Origin of the sequence: Marinobacter bryozoorum (assembly GCF_023156245.1) — a bacterium.
GTDB classification, from domain to species: Bacteria; Pseudomonadota; Gammaproteobacteria; order Pseudomonadales; family Oleiphilaceae; genus Marinobacter; species Marinobacter bryozoorum.
Genome location: NZ_JAKZAH010000017.1, coordinates 1 through 15,390, shown reverse-complemented (window position 1 = coordinate 15,390; position 15,390 = coordinate 1). Strand labels below are relative to the sequence as shown.

12 protein-coding genes are annotated in these 15,390 nt (G+C 60.7%); 8 read left to right on the top strand and 4 right to left on the bottom strand.

What is annotated here, in order from left to right; translation table 11 throughout:
* The 6 genes from MLC59_RS10910 to cobA all read left to right on the top strand — a co-directional run bounded on the left by MLC59_RS10910 (position 1) and on the right by cobA (position 8,160).
* The gene (locus tag MLC59_RS10910; RefSeq protein ID WP_248234223.1) at positions 1–1,224 is read left to right on the top strand and encodes an O-succinylhomoserine sulfhydrylase; all 1,224 of its coding nucleotides are present in this window, start codon (positions 1–3) and stop codon (positions 1,222–1,224) included.
* Between the two features lie 57 nt (positions 1,225–1,281).
* Positions 1,282–3,834: a DNA translocase FtsK gene (locus MLC59_RS10905; protein WP_248234221.1), complete on the top strand. Its 2,553-nt coding sequence runs from the start codon at positions 1,282–1,284 to the stop codon at positions 3,832–3,834.
* Positions 3,835–3,852: 18 nt separating this feature from the next.
* Entirely contained in the window at positions 3,853–4,494 is a 642-nt protein-coding gene (lolA, locus tag MLC59_RS10900; RefSeq protein WP_248234220.1) for an outer membrane lipoprotein periplasmic chaperone LolA, read from the top strand.
* A complete protein-coding gene (locus tag MLC59_RS10895; RefSeq protein ID WP_248234219.1) occupies positions 4,494–5,843 on the top strand; it encodes a replication-associated recombination protein A in 1,350 nt (449 codons plus the stop codon). The genes lolA and MLC59_RS10895 overlap by 1 nt, the downstream gene beginning before the upstream one ends.
* 143 nt (positions 5,844–5,986) lie before the next feature.
* Positions 5,987–7,261 (top strand): serine--tRNA ligase, encoded by a 1,275-nt coding sequence (gene serS, locus MLC59_RS10890; protein ID WP_248234217.1) that lies wholly within the window; start codon positions 5,987–5,989, stop codon positions 7,259–7,261.
* A 20-nt stretch (positions 7,262–7,281) separates the two neighbouring features.
* Entirely contained in the window at positions 7,282–8,160 is an 879-nt protein-coding gene (gene cobA, locus MLC59_RS10885; protein ID WP_248234216.1) for a uroporphyrinogen-III C-methyltransferase, read from the top strand.
* Positions 8,161–8,214: 54 nt separating this feature from the next.
* Here cobA and MLC59_RS10880 read toward each other — a convergent pair whose 3' ends face one another.
* Positions 8,215–9,288: a 3-deoxy-7-phosphoheptulonate synthase gene (locus MLC59_RS10880; protein WP_248234215.1), complete on the bottom strand. Its 1,074-nt coding sequence runs from the start codon at positions 9,286–9,288 to the stop codon at positions 8,215–8,217.
* Between the two features lie 227 nt (positions 9,289–9,515).
* On the opposite strand from MLC59_RS10880, the gene MLC59_RS10875 reads away from it, so the two are divergent.
* Positions 9,516–11,306: a DUF1631 family protein gene (locus MLC59_RS10875; RefSeq protein ID WP_248234213.1), complete on the top strand. Its 1,791-nt coding sequence runs from the start codon at positions 9,516–9,518 to the stop codon at positions 11,304–11,306.
* Between the two features lie 59 nt (positions 11,307–11,365).
* Positions 11,366–11,779, top strand: coding sequence for a PilZ domain-containing protein (locus tag MLC59_RS10870; protein WP_248234212.1), 414 nt, complete (start codon positions 11,366–11,368; stop codon positions 11,777–11,779).
* A 36-nt stretch (positions 11,780–11,815) separates the two neighbouring features.
* Here the strand turns inward: MLC59_RS10870 and MLC59_RS10865 are convergent, their stop codons facing one another.
* The 3 genes from MLC59_RS10865 to MLC59_RS10855 are packed head-to-tail and all read right to left on the bottom strand — an operon-like array spanning position 11,816 to position 15,311.
* Positions 11,816–12,607 (bottom strand): enoyl-ACP reductase FabI, encoded by a 792-nt coding sequence (locus MLC59_RS10865; RefSeq protein WP_248234210.1) that lies wholly within the window; start codon positions 12,605–12,607, stop codon positions 11,816–11,818.
* Positions 12,608–12,664: 57 nt separating this feature from the next.
* On the bottom strand, positions 12,665–14,296 hold the full coding sequence (locus MLC59_RS10860; protein ID WP_248234207.1) for an ABC transporter ATP-binding protein: 1,632 nt from the start codon (positions 14,294–14,296) through the stop codon (positions 12,665–12,667).
* A 1-nt stretch (position 14,297) separates the two neighbouring features.
* On the bottom strand, positions 14,298–15,311 hold the full coding sequence (locus MLC59_RS10855; RefSeq protein WP_248234206.1) for an ABC transporter permease: 1,014 nt from the start codon (positions 15,309–15,311) through the stop codon (positions 14,298–14,300).
* Between the last annotated feature and the right edge of the window lie 79 nt (positions 15,312–15,390).

The window sequence follows — 15,390 nt, the reverse complement described above, 5'->3', positions numbered from 1 at the left end:
ATGACGCAACGCCGTGAAGAGCACATTCTGATTCCGGAAGCTGACCTGGACGGGGTCTCGGTGGATACCCTTGCGGTCAGGGCAGGGCAGCACCGTACCGGTGAGCTGGAGCACAGTGATGCCATCTTTCCCACTTCGAGTTTCGTTTATGGCAGTGCAGCCCAGGCGGCCGCGCGCTTTGGCGGCGAGGAGCCGGGTAATATCTATTCCCGCTTCACCAACCCGACGGTGCGGGCCTTCGAGGAGCGCATTGCGGCCATGGAGGGCGGGGAGCGCGCCGTGGCAACGGCATCCGGCATGGCCGCCATCCTGGCGACCTGTATGTCACTGCTGAAAAGCGGCGACCATGTGGTATGTTCGCGGGGTGTTTTCGGCACGACCAATGTGCTGTTCCAGAAGTACCTGGCTCGTTTTGGTGTAACCACCAGCTTTGTCGGGCTGACCGATATGGACGGCTGGCGGAGCGCCGTGAACGAGCGTACCCGCATGCTCTTTATCGAGACACCGTCGAATCCCCTGTGCGAAGTCGCCGACATGGCTGCCCTGGCAGAACTCGCCCACGACAACGACGCCCTGTTTGTGGTGGACAACTGCTTTTGTACGCCCGTGCTGCAGCGACCGCTGGAATTCGGCGCGGATATCGTTATCCATTCCGCGACCAAGTACCTGGACGGGCAGGGTCGCTGTGTCGGCGGTGTGGTGGTCGGTGGCCAGGCGCTTATGGAAGAGGTTTACGGTTTCCTGCGCTCCGCCGGGCCGACCATGAGCCCTTTCAATGCCTGGGTGTTCCATAAGGGGCTGGAAACCTTACCAATCCGTATGCGTGCCCACTGTGAGAATGCGTTACAGTTGGCCCGTTGGCTTGAGCTGCAGCCAGGGGTCGAAAAGGTTCATTACGCGGGCCTTGAGAGTCACCCCCAGCACCAGCTGGCCAGTCGCCAGCAGGATGGCTACGGCGGTGTGTTGTCGTTCACCGTCAGCGGGGGGCAGCCTGAAGCCTGGGCCTTTATCGATGCCACCCGAATGGTGTCCATTACGGCTAACCTGGGTGATGTCAAAACCACCATTACCCATCCCGGCACCACCACCCATGGCCGGCTGTCACCGGAAGACAAGGCGCTGGCGGGGATTACCGACAACCTGATCCGCCTTTCTGTGGGCATTGAGGCCCTGGAAGACTTGAAGAACGACATGAAGCGGGGGCTGCAGGCCCTCGGTCTATGATGCCGGCGGTATTGATGCAGTCGCCATTTCATCAGCAGAGGATTGTGTCCCGACTTCATGGCTAAAACCGGCAAGCAAGACAACGCCCCCGCAGAGCTCACCGAAAAACAGCAGCGGTTTCGCCGCCTGGTCGCCCAGGGGGCCAGGGAAGGCCTGGTGATTGCGTTTATCGCACTGGCCATCTTCCTTGCCATGGCACTGGCCACCTACAGTGCTTCCGATCCGGGCTGGGCATCTATCGGGCATGACGTGCGGGTCGATAATGCGGCCGGGCCCTTTGGCGCCTGGCTCGCCAGCCTGCTGATGGATGTCTTCGGGCAGGTGTCCTATCTGTTCCCTGTGATGGTGGCGGGCTATGCCCTGTTACTGATACGCCTGCGCCACGACCCACTGGAAATGCACTGGCCTTTGCTGCTGATGCGGACTGGCGGCTTTCTGCTCATCCTTTTATCCGCCTGCAGCCTGTTGGCCCTTTATTCCCTATTTGGCCTTGGAGCCACCTCCGGCGGTGTCCTGGGGCAGGCGGTGTCTTCCTCCATGGTGCGGTTCTTTAACCTGCCGGCAACCACCCTGATCCTGGTGGCTATTTTTCTGTTCGCGCTGACGGTGACTACGGGGCTTTCCTGGTTCAGTCTGATGGACCGGGTCGGTGGCTACACCCTTGATGGGCTGTCGTGGCTGCGCGGGCTCTTTTCCTCGGATAGTACGCAGGATGCAAGTCAGGAAAAGGCGCCGCCGGACGAGAAATCGGAGCCGCCGTTGCTGACCGAGCAGGCGCAGGTTTCCGACAAGGAGCCCTGGTGGCGTCGGCTGTGGCCGTTTGGTGGCAAGGATAGGGCCGGGGACCAAGATAGCCAGCCCACAAAGGGTAAGGAAGACTCCCGGGCGGGCCGCCGCCGGTCGGACGATGATGAACCTGTGCTGCTTGAAAGCTTCAGCTCCCGGGATGATGACGAACCGGAACCGGAGCCAGAACCCGTTAGGCCAGCAAAGTCTGCAGGCAGCGCCGGCAAGGTGAAAATTTCACCGTTCAAGCGGGATGGTGACGGTGAGGCCGAGAAGGAAAAGACTCGCAAACAGGCCTCCCTGCTCGAAGACCTGGAAAGCCCGATTCCACCACTGACCCTGCTGGACCCGCCTGATGAGCACCAGGAGAAGGGCTACTCCGAGGAATCCCTGGAGCACATGTCTCGTATGCTCGAAGAGAAGCTGGCGGACTTCGGGGTGACCGTGGAAGTTGTGGAGGTAAACCCCGGTCCGGTTATCACCCGCTTCGAAATCAAGCCAGCCCCCGGTGTCAAGGTGAGCAAGATTTCCAACCTGGCAAAGGACCTCGCCCGGTCACTGGCCGTGCTGAGTGTCCGGGTTGTTGAGGTAATTCCCGGCAAATCGGTGGTGGGCATTGAGATCCCGAATGAGAAACGGGAGATGGTGCGTCTCAGTGAGGTGCTCGGCGCGAGGGTATTTGCCGAATCTTCCTCGGCCCTGACGCTCGCCCTGGGCAACGACATCGGTGGCAACCCGATGGTCGCCAACTTGTCGAAAATGCCCCACCTGCTGGTGGCTGGCACCACGGGCTCCGGTAAATCCGTTGGTGTTAACGCCATGCTGCTGAGCATGCTTTTGAAGGCTACGCCGGAAGAGGTGCGCTTCATCATGGTAGACCCCAAGATGCTTGAACTGAGTATCTACGAGGGCATCCCGCACCTGCTGTCGCCGGTGGTGACCGACATGAAGGAGGCCGCCAATGCCCTGCGCTGGTGCGTGGCGGAGATGGAACGTCGCTACAAGTTGATGGCTAACCTGGGCGTACGGAACATTGCCGGCTATAACCGGAAGGTGAAGGATGCCCGCGCAGCCGGTGAGCCACTGCTGGATCCGCTCTGGAAGCCGGACGAATACCTGGATAACGATGAGCAGGCGCGTCCGGAACTGGAAACCCTGCCATTTATCGTGGTGGTCATCGACGAATTTGCCGACATGATGATGATTGTCGGCAAGAAGGTGGAAGAGCTCATCGCCCGTATTGCGCAGAAGGCGAGGGCCGCCGGCATTCACCTGATCCTGGCCACCCAGCGCCCGTCTGTCGACGTTATTACCGGCCTTATCAAGGCCAACATACCGACCCGTATCTCGTTCCAGGTATCTTCGAAGATTGATTCGCGGACTGTGCTGGACCAGGGCGGTGCGGAGCAGCTCCTCGGTCACGGCGACATGCTCTACCTGCCGCCGGGCTCCGGCCTGCCGGTACGTGTTCACGGTGCGTTCGTGGACGACGACGAAGTGCACCGCATTGTTAACGCCTGGAAAGCCCGCGGGGAACCAGATTACGTTGATGATGTCCTTAATGGTGCCGAGGGTGAGAGTCTGCCCGGCGTACCGACCCTGAGCGAGGGGGGCGACAGTGAAGGAGACAGCCTGTTTGACGAGGCGGTCGCCTTTGTCACAGAGGGTCGCCGGGTGTCGATCTCTTCGGTTCAACGCAAATTCAAGATTGGCTACAACCGGGCCGCCAACCTGGTGGATGCCATGGAAGCCGCTGGCGTTGTCAGTCCGGCTGGCCACAACGGTGCCCGGGAAGTCCTGGCGCCGCCACCCCCGAAAGCCTGAGCCTTCAGGAGGTTCCGAATGATCAAGACCGGTCGCGCATTACTGGGTTCACTTGCTGCGTTACTCATGACCACCAGCCTGGCTTCCGCCGACGAAGGGGCTGCTGATCGCCTTGCGGATGCCCTCAGCCGTTATTCAACATTTCAGGCGGCGTTTACCCAGGTAGTGGCCGATGAGCAGGGGAGGGTGATGCAGGAGACCACCGGAAACCTCAAGGCCAGGCGCCCCGGACTCTTCTACTGGGAAACCGATCCTCCCGCCAACCAGTTTATCGTCAGCGATGGCGAAACCGTTGAGCTGTATGACCCGGACCTGGAGCAGGTCACAATCCAGAAGCTGGACGAGCAGGTGAGCATCACGCCGGCTTTACTGCTCAGCGGTGAAACGGAAGGCCTGGCAGAGACCTACGACATCACCGAACAGCGTTACGGCGAGAACACCCGGGAGTATACGCTGCTGCCCCGCAGTGAGGATTCCCTGTTTATCTCGCTGACGCTTACCTTCTATGACGGTGAACTCCAGGCCATGCGCCTGGAGGACTCCCTGGCCCAGCGCACCGAGCTTGAATTCGGCAATGTTCGTATTAACGAGCAGGTTCCGGACGGTGCGTTCGAGTTAGACTATCCCGAGTCCGTAGATGTGATTCAGGGCATTCAGTAATGCAGGACAGCCTGTTCGGAGACCAGAAGGGTTTTGAGCCGCTGGCTGCCCGCATGCGTCCCCGTAACCTTGACGAATACGTGGGGCAGGAACACCTGGTGGGCCCCGGCAAGCCCCTGCGCAAGGCAGTGGAGCAGGGCCAGTTACACTCCATGATCCTCTGGGGGCCACCCGGCGTCGGCAAGACCACGTTTGCGCGCCTGCTGGCCAGTGTTGGAGACATGGGCTATGAGACGCTGTCGGCGGTACTGTCCGGCGTTAAGGACATCCGCGCGGCAGTGGACCGGGCCCGCAGCCGCAAACAGGCAGATGGTCGTGACACCCTGTTGTTCGTCGATGAGGTTCATCGGTTCAACAAAAGCCAGCAGGATGCCTTCCTGCCGCATATCGAGGATGGCACGTTCATCTTTGTCGGTGCTACAACGGAAAACCCTTCTTTTGAACTCAACAGTGCACTCCTGTCCCGAACGCGGGTCTATGTGCTCAAGAACCTTGAAGAACAGGATCTGGTCGGACTCCTGCAAAGGGCACTGGTCTCGGCGTCGGGCCTGGCTGGACAGATTGCAGTGAGTGACCAGGTGCTCGGCCTGATTGCCTCGGCCGGCAGTGGTGACGCACGGCGGGCGCTGAATGTGCTGGAGGTGGCGTCTGACCTGGCAGAACCGGGTGCGGATGGCGCGCCCGAGATTACCGAGTCAGTGCTGGAGCAGGTGCTGCAAAGCAGTCTGAGGCGCTTTGACAAGGGCGGGGATGTCTTCTATGACCAGATCTCGGCCCTTCACAAGTCGGTGCGGGGCTCGGATCCGGACGCCTCGTTGTACTGGATGTGCCGCATGCTGGATGGCGGTGCGGACCCCCTCTACGTTGCACGGCGCCTGGTCAGAATTGCCTCGGAAGACATCGGCAATGCCGATCCCCGGGCCCTGAGGCTGTGCCTCGATGCCTGGGATGTGCTGGAGCGCCTGGGCTCACCGGAAGGCGAACTGGCCCTTGCCCAGGCGGTGACCTACCTGGCCCTGGCGCCCAAAAGCAACGCTGTCTACAGCGCCTATAACCGCTGCATGGCAGATATCCGCAAGGATCCCGACTACCAGGTGCCGGTGCACATCCGGAACGCGCCAACGTCCCTGATGAAAGACCTGGGCTATGGTGAGGAGTACCGTTACGCCCATGATGAGCCGGATGCCTTCGCCGCCGGCGAAGCCTACCTGCCCGAAGAGGTTCACCAGCGGCGCTATTACCAACCGGTTCCCCGAGGCCTGGAAATCCGGTTGGGCGAGAAGCGGGAGCGCCTGGATACGATGAACCGGGCGAGTGACCGCCAGCGTTACCCTTCCGGTTCCCGTTAACAGATTTTCCGCTTGCCCTCACTGCATTACGGGCACGGCTTCAATAGCCGAATTGCCGCCCACGCCTTAACGCCATGGGACCCGAATGGTTATAATGCGCCGTTACCCTAACCGATTCCATACAGTCAACCACAGGGATTGCCATGCTCGACCCCAAACGCGTCCGCGCTGAAACCGACGAGATTGCCCGCCGTCTGGCCATCAAGCACTTTACCTTCGAACGGGATGTGTTCAACGAACTCGAAGAGAAGCGCCGTTCCATCCAGGTGCGCACAGAGACGTTGCAGAGTGAGCAAAACCGGCGTTCCAAGTCCATCGGCAAGGCGAAGGCGGCCGGCGAAGATATCCAGCCGCTGTTGCAGGAGGTGGAAAACCTCAAACGTCAGAAAGCAGACGCCGAGGATGAGCTGCGCTCGGTACAGGAGGCTCTCAATGCCTTTTTCTCCGGCATTCCCAACGTTCCGGATCAAACGGTACCTGCGGGCGAGAGCGAAGCAGACAATGTGGAGATCCGCCGCTGGGGTGAGCCACGGAGTTTTGACTTCGAAGTAAAGGACCACGTCAGTCTTGGCGAGGCGATGGGGGGAATGGACTTCGAGGCGGGGACCCGCCTTGCGCACAGCCGGTTTGTCGCCATGCGCGGTGCCATTGCACGCCTGCACCGGGCCCTGACCCAGTTCATGCTGGATCAGCACACCCTGGAGCATGGTTACGAAGAAACCTACGTTCCTTACATGGTCAATGCCAACACCCTGTATGGCACCGGTCAGCTGCCGAAGTTTGAAGAGGACCTGTTCCGTACCGTCGGGGAGCACCCCCTGTACCTGATACCAACGGCTGAAGTACCCGTGACTAACCTGGTGGCAGACAGCATTATCGAAGATGCCAGCCTTCCGCTGAAGTTTGTCGCCCATACACCTTGCTTCCGCAGCGAAGCCGGGTCTTATGGCCGTGATACCCGGGGCATGATCCGGCAGCACCAGTTCGACAAGGTGGAGCTGATCCACGTGGTTCGCCCCGAAGAGTCGGACGCCGCCCTGGACGAGCTGACCGGTAACGCGGAGAAAATCCTGCAGCTGCTGAACCTGCCCTACCGGGTGGTAGAGCTGTGTGGCGGTGACATCGGGTTCTCGGCCGCCCGGACCTATGACCTGGAAGTCTGGCTGCCGGGGCAGGACCAGTATCGTGAGATTTCTTCCTGCTCCAATACCCGGGATTTTCAGGCACGGCGTATGCAAGCACGCTGGCGTAACCCGGAAACCGGCAAGCCGGAACCTGTGCATACCCTGAACGGGTCCGGCCTGGCGGTGGGCCGCACCCTGATTGCGGTGATGGAAAACTACCAGCAGGCCGACGGCTCCATTGAGGTGCCGGACGTGCTGCGCCCCTATATGCGAGGCATCGACAGGATTCAATGACAACAGCGGACCGGAGCGATATGAGCAGGCATCGGATCGGGGCAGCGCGGCCCGGCAATGCACCACTGAAGGGCAAGGAGGGCGTGCGCCTGCCGCCCCGGTACCGGGTTAACCCGGTTACAAGGAATCCTAACTCCTCGGTTGGGGAGGTGTTCCTGGTCGGGGCAGGACCGGGTGATCCGGAACTGCTGACCCTCAAGGCGTGGCGTATCCTGCAGTCTGCCGAGGTAGTGCTGTACGACCGCCTGGTCTCCCAGCCCATCCTTGATATGATTCCTCACAGTGCCGAAATGGTGCACGTAGGCAAGCAGCGCTCCAATCACAGTGTTCCCCAGGGCGAGATCAACCAGCGCCTGGTGGCCCTGGCCCGGGAGGGGCGACGTGTGGTACGTCTCAAGGGAGGCGATCCGTTTATCTTTGGCCGGGGTGGAGAGGAAATCGAAACCCTGGCGGAGGCGGGGGTGCGCTTCCAGGTGGTTCCGGGTATCACCGCCGCTTCCGGTTGTGCCGCGTATGCGGGTATTCCGCTAACCCACCGCGACCATGCCCAGTCAGTTCGCTTTGTGACGGGCCACCTCAAGAACGATACCTGTGACCTGCCGTGGAATGACTTTGTGCAGAGTCACCAGACCCTGGTCTTCTATATGGGGCTCGTGGGCCTTCCGATTATCGTAAGGGAGCTGACGGCCCATGGTATGCGGCAGCAAATGCCCGTGGCGCTCGTATCCCGTGGCACTACACCGGAACAGGAAGTGGTTTGTGGCACCCTCGAGGATATTGTTGAACGCGTCAAACAGCGGGACGTGCCGGCACCCACACTGGTTATTATTGGCGACGTGGTGAGCCTGCGAGACCGACTCGACTGGATGGCTGCGGTACCGACAGGGGACGACCGGTAAGAGGTGCGGGAGGTGCGGACCGGTATCCCGGCCCGCACGGTAATCCACGGCTGATCAGCCCAGCCGGGCGGGCAGTGCATCCTTGAGCTTGTCACGCATCTCGCGCAGGGCTTTTTCCGTGGTCTCCCAGTCGATACAGGCATCGGTGACCGATACCCCGTATTTCAGGTCAGCCAGGTTTTCAGGGATCGGCTGGTTGCCCCAGTTCAGGTTACTTTCCACCATCAGGCTCTGGATGGAGCGATTACCTTCCAGGATCTGGTGGCTCACGTCCTGCATGACCAGTGGCTGAATGGTCGGATCCTTGTTGGAGTTGGCGTGGCTGCAGTCCACCATGATGGACTTGCGTACGCCCGCCTTTTCCAGTGCCTGCTCGCACAGGGTTACGCTGACGGAGTCGTAGTTGGGCTTGCCGCCACCACCACGAAGGACCACGTGACCGTATTTGTTCCCGCGCGTACGGATAATGGCTCCCTTGCCCTGCTGGTCAATGCCCAGGAAGGAGTGGGGGTGGGACACCGATTTCAGGGCGTTGACTGCCACATCCAGGCTGCCATCAGTGCCATTCTTGAAGCCAATTGCCATGGAAAGGCCGCTGCTCATTTCCCGGTGGGTCTGGGACTCGGTGGTGCGGGCACCGATGGCGGACCAGGAAATGCTGTCCTGCAGGTACTGGGGAAGCGTCGGGTCGAGGGCCTCGGTTGCTGTCGGAAGGCCTATCTCGGCGATATCCAGCAGCAGGCGACGACCGATATGCAGGCCCTGTTCAATGTCGAATGAATCATCCAGGTGCGGGTCGTTGATCAGCCCCTTCCAGCCTACGGTCGTGCGGGGCTTCTCGAAATAGACCCGCATTACGATGTACAGGGTATCGCTGACCTCATCCGCCAGGGCCTTGAGGCGGCGGGCATACTCGAGGGCTGCATCAACGTCGTGGACCGAGCAGGGGCCGACAACCACAAACAGGCGGTGATCCTTGCCATCGAGGATGTCATAGATCGTCTGCCTTCCTTGCGAGACCGTCGCTGCGGCCTTGTCAGTCAGTGGCAGTTCCTGTTTCAGGGCTTCCGGGGTGATCAGCGGTTCCTGGCTGGCCACATTGAGGTTCTCTAGTTGCTTGCCGGACATACAGTTGTGTTCCTGGTGCTCTCTCTTGGAAGCCTTGCGGGCAGTGCCTTGCAGGGCTTTCCGGGGTTATTTTGATGGATCGATATACTGCGCCATTTGACCGGTCAATGCAACGCGCCGGGGCACCCGAACCGGCTCCTTTCGCTGGACCTGGGCAGCTTCACGTGCTGCAATGTGAACAAATCCGTATCCGGACCATACAGTGCCTGTTTGTGACGACAGTACCCATGCCTGAACACTTCCAGCCCGATACCTTGTCCCAAGCCATTGAGGGCGTGCTCAGGGAAATTCGGGTGCCGGATCTGCCTTATCCTGTGGGAGAACCACCCACACCCGTGGACTGGGGAGATTGGTTGCAGGCGCAATGGCATGACCAGAGTGACCAGCGGGTTTCGGACCTGCTCAGTTCCATGGACGGCCCGTGGTCAGTCAGGCAGGTGAATTCGGCCTATCTGGCAGATCGCATCATGGACGTCTTCCTCCGGTCTTCCGGTTTACACCCTGTGCTGGTCGCTCGCCTGGCACGCTTGCGGTACCCGCTGGCCTGGCAGTTTGCGGCAACCGGCGCGGGCCCCTTCCTGGACCACCTGGTGACCTGGCTCGACAGCTTTGAGGACTGGCGTGGCTGGAGTGATTCCGGAGGGCGCTCGTCCCGGGCACTGCTGGACCGCCTCGACCGGTTGGTCGAAGTTGTCGAGGATGTCTTCGCCACCCAGTCGATTACTTCCTTCGTTGAGTACTGTGATCAGTGGCATGCCGAGGCCCGGCGCCGACAGGCGCATTCCAGTCGCCTGCACCAGCGGTTGCTGGAGACCGAGGCCGGGGCTGCCCGTCAGCGCAAGGCTGACCAGGCGTCGCGGGCCGTGGCAGGCAGGGCGCTGGAAGGTCGCAGGGTTCCGCCGGCGATCATGGACTTCCTCGTTGACCACTGGGTTCCCCTGCTGCGCCAGATCGCCTGGAAGGAGGGCCCGGATGGTGATAACTGGCGTCACGGAAAACGTTTGCTGGAGTGGATGGTCTGGGTCGGTGACCCGGATCTGTCGAGCCAGAATCTTGAACGGGTCTACCAGGTGGGGGAACAGCTGGCAGACCGTGTCAGTGAGGTCTGGCAGCGAATCTGGCAGGAGCCTCCCCCCCGGGGCGCCCTTGCAGCCCTTGAACAGGTCCTGGTGGAACGACTTCGTGGCGGTGAACCCGAGGTGTCTTCTACCCGACAGCACCTGGTAAGGCTGGATTACGACCGCCACTGGCTGGATATCGCTGCCCCGCTTGAGGAAGACATCGGTCGTGTCCGGGGGCAATGGTTTGTGAAGGGTTCGGGTGATGACGAACAACGCCGGTATTTTCTGGCGTGCTTCCCGGAGACGACCGAAATCCTGTGGAGCAACGGTTTCGGTGTACGTCTGGGCATGACGTTCTGGCGGGACTTCCGACAGGCCCTGGAGGAAGGCACTATAAGGCCATTACCCGAGCAGACCCGCTTTGGCCAGGTCCTCGAAGACACCCTGACGGCACTCGGCCGGGTGCTGGAGTCCCAGCGCCGACAGCGCCAGCAGGCTGCCCGCCGTGCCCGGGAAAAGGCTGAGCAGGTCCGGTTGCAGAAAGAAGCCCGTGAGCGCGAGCTCCAGGAAGCCGAGGCTCGCCGCCAGGCCGAGGCCGAGCGGGAGCAGCAACAGGCCCGTGAGCGTGCCCGCCAGGAAGAGGCTGCCCGGCTGGAGGCGGCCCGTGCTGCCGCCCGTGACCAGGCAATGACCGAGGTGGACAGGCTCGGGCCGGGTAGCTGGATTGCCCTGCGCACTGGAGGGGATAACCAGGAACGGCGGCTGAAACTCGCCGTGCGGATAAATGCGCGTCGCAAGCTGGTTTTCGTGGACCGGCTTGGCCTCAATCGCACGGAACTGACCATCGATCAGCTGGTCGACCACCTGCTGGACGATACCGCGCGGATTCTCGGTGCGTCTGCGGAATTTGATGAAACCCTGAGCCGGGTAGTGGGCCGCATTCGGCTAGGTCGCTGAAAACTGGCCATCCCGAACCCTTCTCACTGCTCGTATTGTAATGAAAGTGCTGCCGAATTATGACAACAGACGATCCATACTCATTTGGTTATCCGGATGTTGAACCGGAGCGGGACCAGCGCACCGAATATCGCCTGACCGGTCGGGCCAACGTCACGATTGAACTGGAAGCTGCGGAGCCCGGTGCCGGCGACGGTGCACGGACTACCCGGGCGAGCAGTTCTGATATCTCCACTGGTGGCATGCGACTGATCACCACCGAACCCTTGCCTGGCAGAGCGTTGCTGCCGGTGATCGTTGAGTTGCCCGGATACGGTGAGGGATTTCCGTTAACCGTTGAAGTGATCTGGTGTCGCCCGGCAAGGAAGCAAGGTGAGTGGTTGACGGGGCTCAGAGTGCTGGACTCTGGAGAGGCTGAGTATCTGGCCTGGGTGGAGGCCATGGCCCGGATCATAGAGGCCGATCAGGGGTAGCAGCCCGGGATTGCCCCGGGCTGCCAGGGTGCGCCCTCAGTCTTCCAGGGTACCCATTCCGGTAATGTTGAAACCGCAGTCCACATACATCACTTCGCCAGTTACGCCGCTGGCCAGGTCTGAGCCAAGGAACGCCGCTGCGTTGCCAACCTCTTTCTGGGTAACATTGCGCTTCAGCGGGGCACGGCCAGCGTTTTCGTTCAGCATACGGCGGAAAGCCTTGATGCCGGAGGCCGCCAGGGTCTTGATGGGGCCTGCGGAAATGGCATTGACCCGCACACCGTCTCCGCCCAGGGCCACTGCCATGTAACGCACGCTGGCCTCCAGGGATGCCTTGGCCAGGCCCATCACGTTGTAGTTCGGGAGTACCTTCTCGGAGCCCAGGTAAGACAGGGTCATCAGCGAGCTGCTTTCATTGAGCAGGCCTTCCTTGCGTGCACCCTTGGCCAGCGCCACGAAGCTGTAGGAGCTGATATCGTGGGCCATGCGGAAGCCGTCGCGGGTGGTCACATCCACATAGTTGCCGTCAAGTTCGTGAGCGGGTGCGAACCCGACAGCGTGAACGATAATGTCAATCGAATCCCAGTGCTGCTTCAGGTCGGCAAACACCTTGTCGATTTCTTCGTCGGAGGCCACGTCACAGGGGAAGGTGAGGGTGCTCCCCCAGCCTTCGGCAAAGCCCTCAACCCGGGATTTGAGCTTGTCATTCTGGTAGGTGAACGCCAGTTCGGCGCCCTGCTCGTGAAAGGCCTCGGCAATGCCGTGGGCAATGGAGTGCTTGCTTGCGACACCGACGATCAGTGCGCGTTTTCCGCTGAGGATTCCCATGGTTGTTCTCCCTATGATGAATGTTGCGGGCATTATCCCTGATGAAGGTAGTGCTGCCTAACGGTCCAATGGTCGTAGGTCAGCGACCTGTTCGGTAGCTGGGGGCCGGTAGAAAAGGGCCGCTGTCAGCAGTTCCCGTGTGTAGTCTGTTCCGGGGCTCCGGAAGATGGCTTCGGCCGCGCCGCTTTCAATAACCTTTCCGCCGCGCAGAACCAGCAGTTGATGGCTCAGTGCCCTCACCACGGCCAGGTCGTGGCTGATAAAAAGGTAGCTCAGGCGGTAACGTGCCTGCAATCGTTGCAGTAGCTCGATTACCTGCTTCTGCACCGTGCGGTCAAGGGCCGACGTGGGCTCGTCCAGCACGATGATATCCGGCTGCAGCACCAGTGCGCGTGCAATGGCGATGCGCTGCCTCTGGCCACCAGAGAATTCGTGAGGATAGCGGTGGCGTGCCTCCGGGTCCAGTCCGACATCCTGCAGCGCCCGGATAACCCGCTGTTCCTGGGACTTGCGGTCTTCACTGCCATGTACCTCCAGGCCTTCTCTCACAATGTCGCCCACCGACATACGGGGGCTCAGGCTGCCGAAGGGGTCCTGGAAAACCAGTTGCATTCGCCGGCGCCAGGGACGGAACTCGCCCTGGTTAAGGTGATCAATCCGCTCTCCGAGGAATTCAACCCGGCCCTGGCCTTCGGTCAGCTTGAGCAGGGCATGGCCTATGGTGGTCTTGCCGCTGCCGCTCTCGCCGACGATACCCAGGGTTTCACCCCGCCGCAGCCGGAAACTGACATCCTGAACCGCCGGAAACCAGCGCCGGGTGGGTCCGAACAGGGATTTACCCACTGGAAACCGGACGTTGAGATCCTCCACCCGCAGCAATTCCTCGTTGCCCTGGTCCAGCTCGGGAGGGTGCTCCGGCGGCTCCGAGTCCAGCAATTTGCGGGTATAGGGGTGCGAAGGTGACGTGAAAACCTGGTGAGTTTCTCCCTGCTCAACCATGGCCCCATTTTCCATTACCACCACACGCCGGGCATAGTGGCGCACGATTGACAGGTCGTGGGTGATCAGCAGGATGGCCATGCCGAAGCGCTTCTGGAGGGATTTGAGCAGCTCCAGCACCTGCTTCTGAACCGTTACATCGAGGGCGGTTGTAGGCTCATCAGCGATCAGGAGATCCGGCTCGTTGGCCAGGGCCATGGCGATCATTACCCTTTGCTTCTGACCTCCTGACAGCTGGTGCGGATAGGTTTTGAGCCGTTCACGGGGGTCCGGGATACCCACCAGCTCCAGCAGCTCGATAACCCGGTTCCGGGCTTTCTCACCACGCATTCCCTTGTGTACCGCCAGGACCTCGCTGATCTGCTTTTCAACCGTGTGAAGCGGGTTGAGGGAGGTCATTGGCTCCTGGAAAATCATGCTGATGGCCCGGCCCCGCACCTGTCGTAGCCGGCGTTCGCCTGCCTGCAACAAGTCCTCGCCCCGATAGAGGATGGAGCCCGTGGGGTAATCTATCAGGTGCTCGTCCAGCAAACGTAATACCGAGAGAGCCGATACGGACTTTCCTGAGCCGCTTTCACCGACCAGTGCCACCGTTTCGCCCTCCCGTACCTCGAACGACAGGCCGTTGACCACCGGGGCGTTGTTGCCAAACCTGAGGGTCAGGTCGTCAAACCGCAGCACACTGCCCATATCAATTCTTCCTCGGGTCAAATGCATCACGTACGGCCTCACCGACGAACACCAGCAGCGTCAGCATCAGCGCCAGGCTGAAAAATGCTGACATGCCCAGCCAGGGCGCATGAAGGTTTTCCTTGCCCTGATAGATCAGCTCCCCGAGGGAAGGTGAGCCGGGAGGCAGGCCGAAGCCCAGGAAATCCAGCGATGTCAGGGCGGTGATAGCACCGGTGAGAATAAAGGGCAGGAACGTCAGCGTTGCTACCATGGCGTTGGGCAGGATGTGTCGGAACATGATTTTGCGGTTACCCAGCCCCAGGGCCCGGGCTGCCTTGACATATTCCAGGTTGCGTGCGCGGAGGAACTCTGCACGCACGACGTCTACCAGTCCCATCCAGCTGAACAGCAGCATGATACCCAGTAACCACCAGAAATTTGGCTGGAGGATCGCAGACAGGATAATGAGCAGGTAAAGCACTGGTAGCCCGGACCAGATCTCGATAAACCGTTGACCGAGCAGGTCGACCTTGCCGCCGTAATAGCCCTGGAGCGCTCCCACCGCAACCCCCACGAGGCAGCTCAGGCCGGTCAGGATAAGCCCGAACAGCACGGATATACGAAAGCCGTAGATAACCCGGGCGGCTACGTCCCGGGCCTGGTCGTCAGTGCCAAGCCAGTTCTCCGCCGAGGGTGGAGCGGGCGAGGGCCGGTCAAGCTGATAATTTACCGTGTCATAGCTGAAACGGATCGGTGGCCACAGCATCCATCCATGGCTGTTGATTTCATCGGCGATAACGCTTTCCCGGTAGTTCGTTTCAGATGGCAGGAAGCCGCCGAAGGTCTCCTCTGGAACTGACTGGACCACGGGGAAGTAGAAGTCGCCCTTATAGGTCACGACCAGCGGGCGGTCATTGGCGATCAGTTCGGCACCGAGGGACAGGCAAAAAAGGGCGAGGAATGCCCACAAAGACCAGTAGCCACGGCGGTTGCGGCGAAAGTTCGCCAGGCGACGTTGTTGAATGGGAGACATGCCTAGGAGTCTGCGCGGCAGGAGACACCTTCTGGCATAATGCGTAAAAATTCTTCATCACCGGAGAATCTGATGGGAA

Bases quoted from the DNA above. Each gene is read 5' to 3' on its own strand.
- MLC59_RS10860 (WP_248234207.1), bottom strand. From the start codon at position 14,296: ATGGGCAGTGTGCTGCGGTTTGACGACCTGACCCTCAGGTTTGGCAAC.
- MLC59_RS10865 (WP_248234210.1), bottom strand. From the start codon at position 12,607: ATGGGAATCCTCAGCGGAAAACGCGCACTGATCGTCGGTGTCGCAAGC.
- MLC59_RS10870 (WP_248234212.1), top strand. From the start codon at position 11,366: ATGACAACAGACGATCCATACTCATTTGGTTATCCGGATGTTGAACCG.
- MLC59_RS10880 (WP_248234215.1), bottom strand. From the start codon at position 9,288: ATGTCCGGCAAGCAACTAGAGAACCTCAATGTGGCCAGCCAGGAACCG.
- serS (WP_248234217.1), top strand. From the start codon at position 5,987: ATGCTCGACCCCAAACGCGTCCGCGCTGAAACCGACGAGATTGCCCGC.
- MLC59_RS10895 (WP_248234219.1), top strand. From the start codon at position 4,494: ATGCAGGACAGCCTGTTCGGAGACCAGAAGGGTTTTGAGCCGCTGGCT.
- MLC59_RS10855 (WP_248234206.1), bottom strand. From the start codon at position 15,311: ATGTCTCCCATTCAACAACGTCGCCTGGCGAACTTTCGCCGCAACCGC.
- MLC59_RS10875 (WP_248234213.1), top strand. From the start codon at position 9,516: ATGCCTGAACACTTCCAGCCCGATACCTTGTCCCAAGCCATTGAGGGC.
- MLC59_RS10905 (WP_248234221.1), top strand. From the start codon at position 1,282: ATGGCTAAAACCGGCAAGCAAGACAACGCCCCCGCAGAGCTCACCGAA.
- MLC59_RS10910 (WP_248234223.1), top strand. From the start codon at position 1: ATGACGCAACGCCGTGAAGAGCACATTCTGATTCCGGAAGCTGACCTG.
- lolA (WP_248234220.1), top strand. From the start codon at position 3,853: ATGATCAAGACCGGTCGCGCATTACTGGGTTCACTTGCTGCGTTACTC.
- cobA (WP_248234216.1), top strand. From the start codon at position 7,282: ATGAGCAGGCATCGGATCGGGGCAGCGCGGCCCGGCAATGCACCACTG.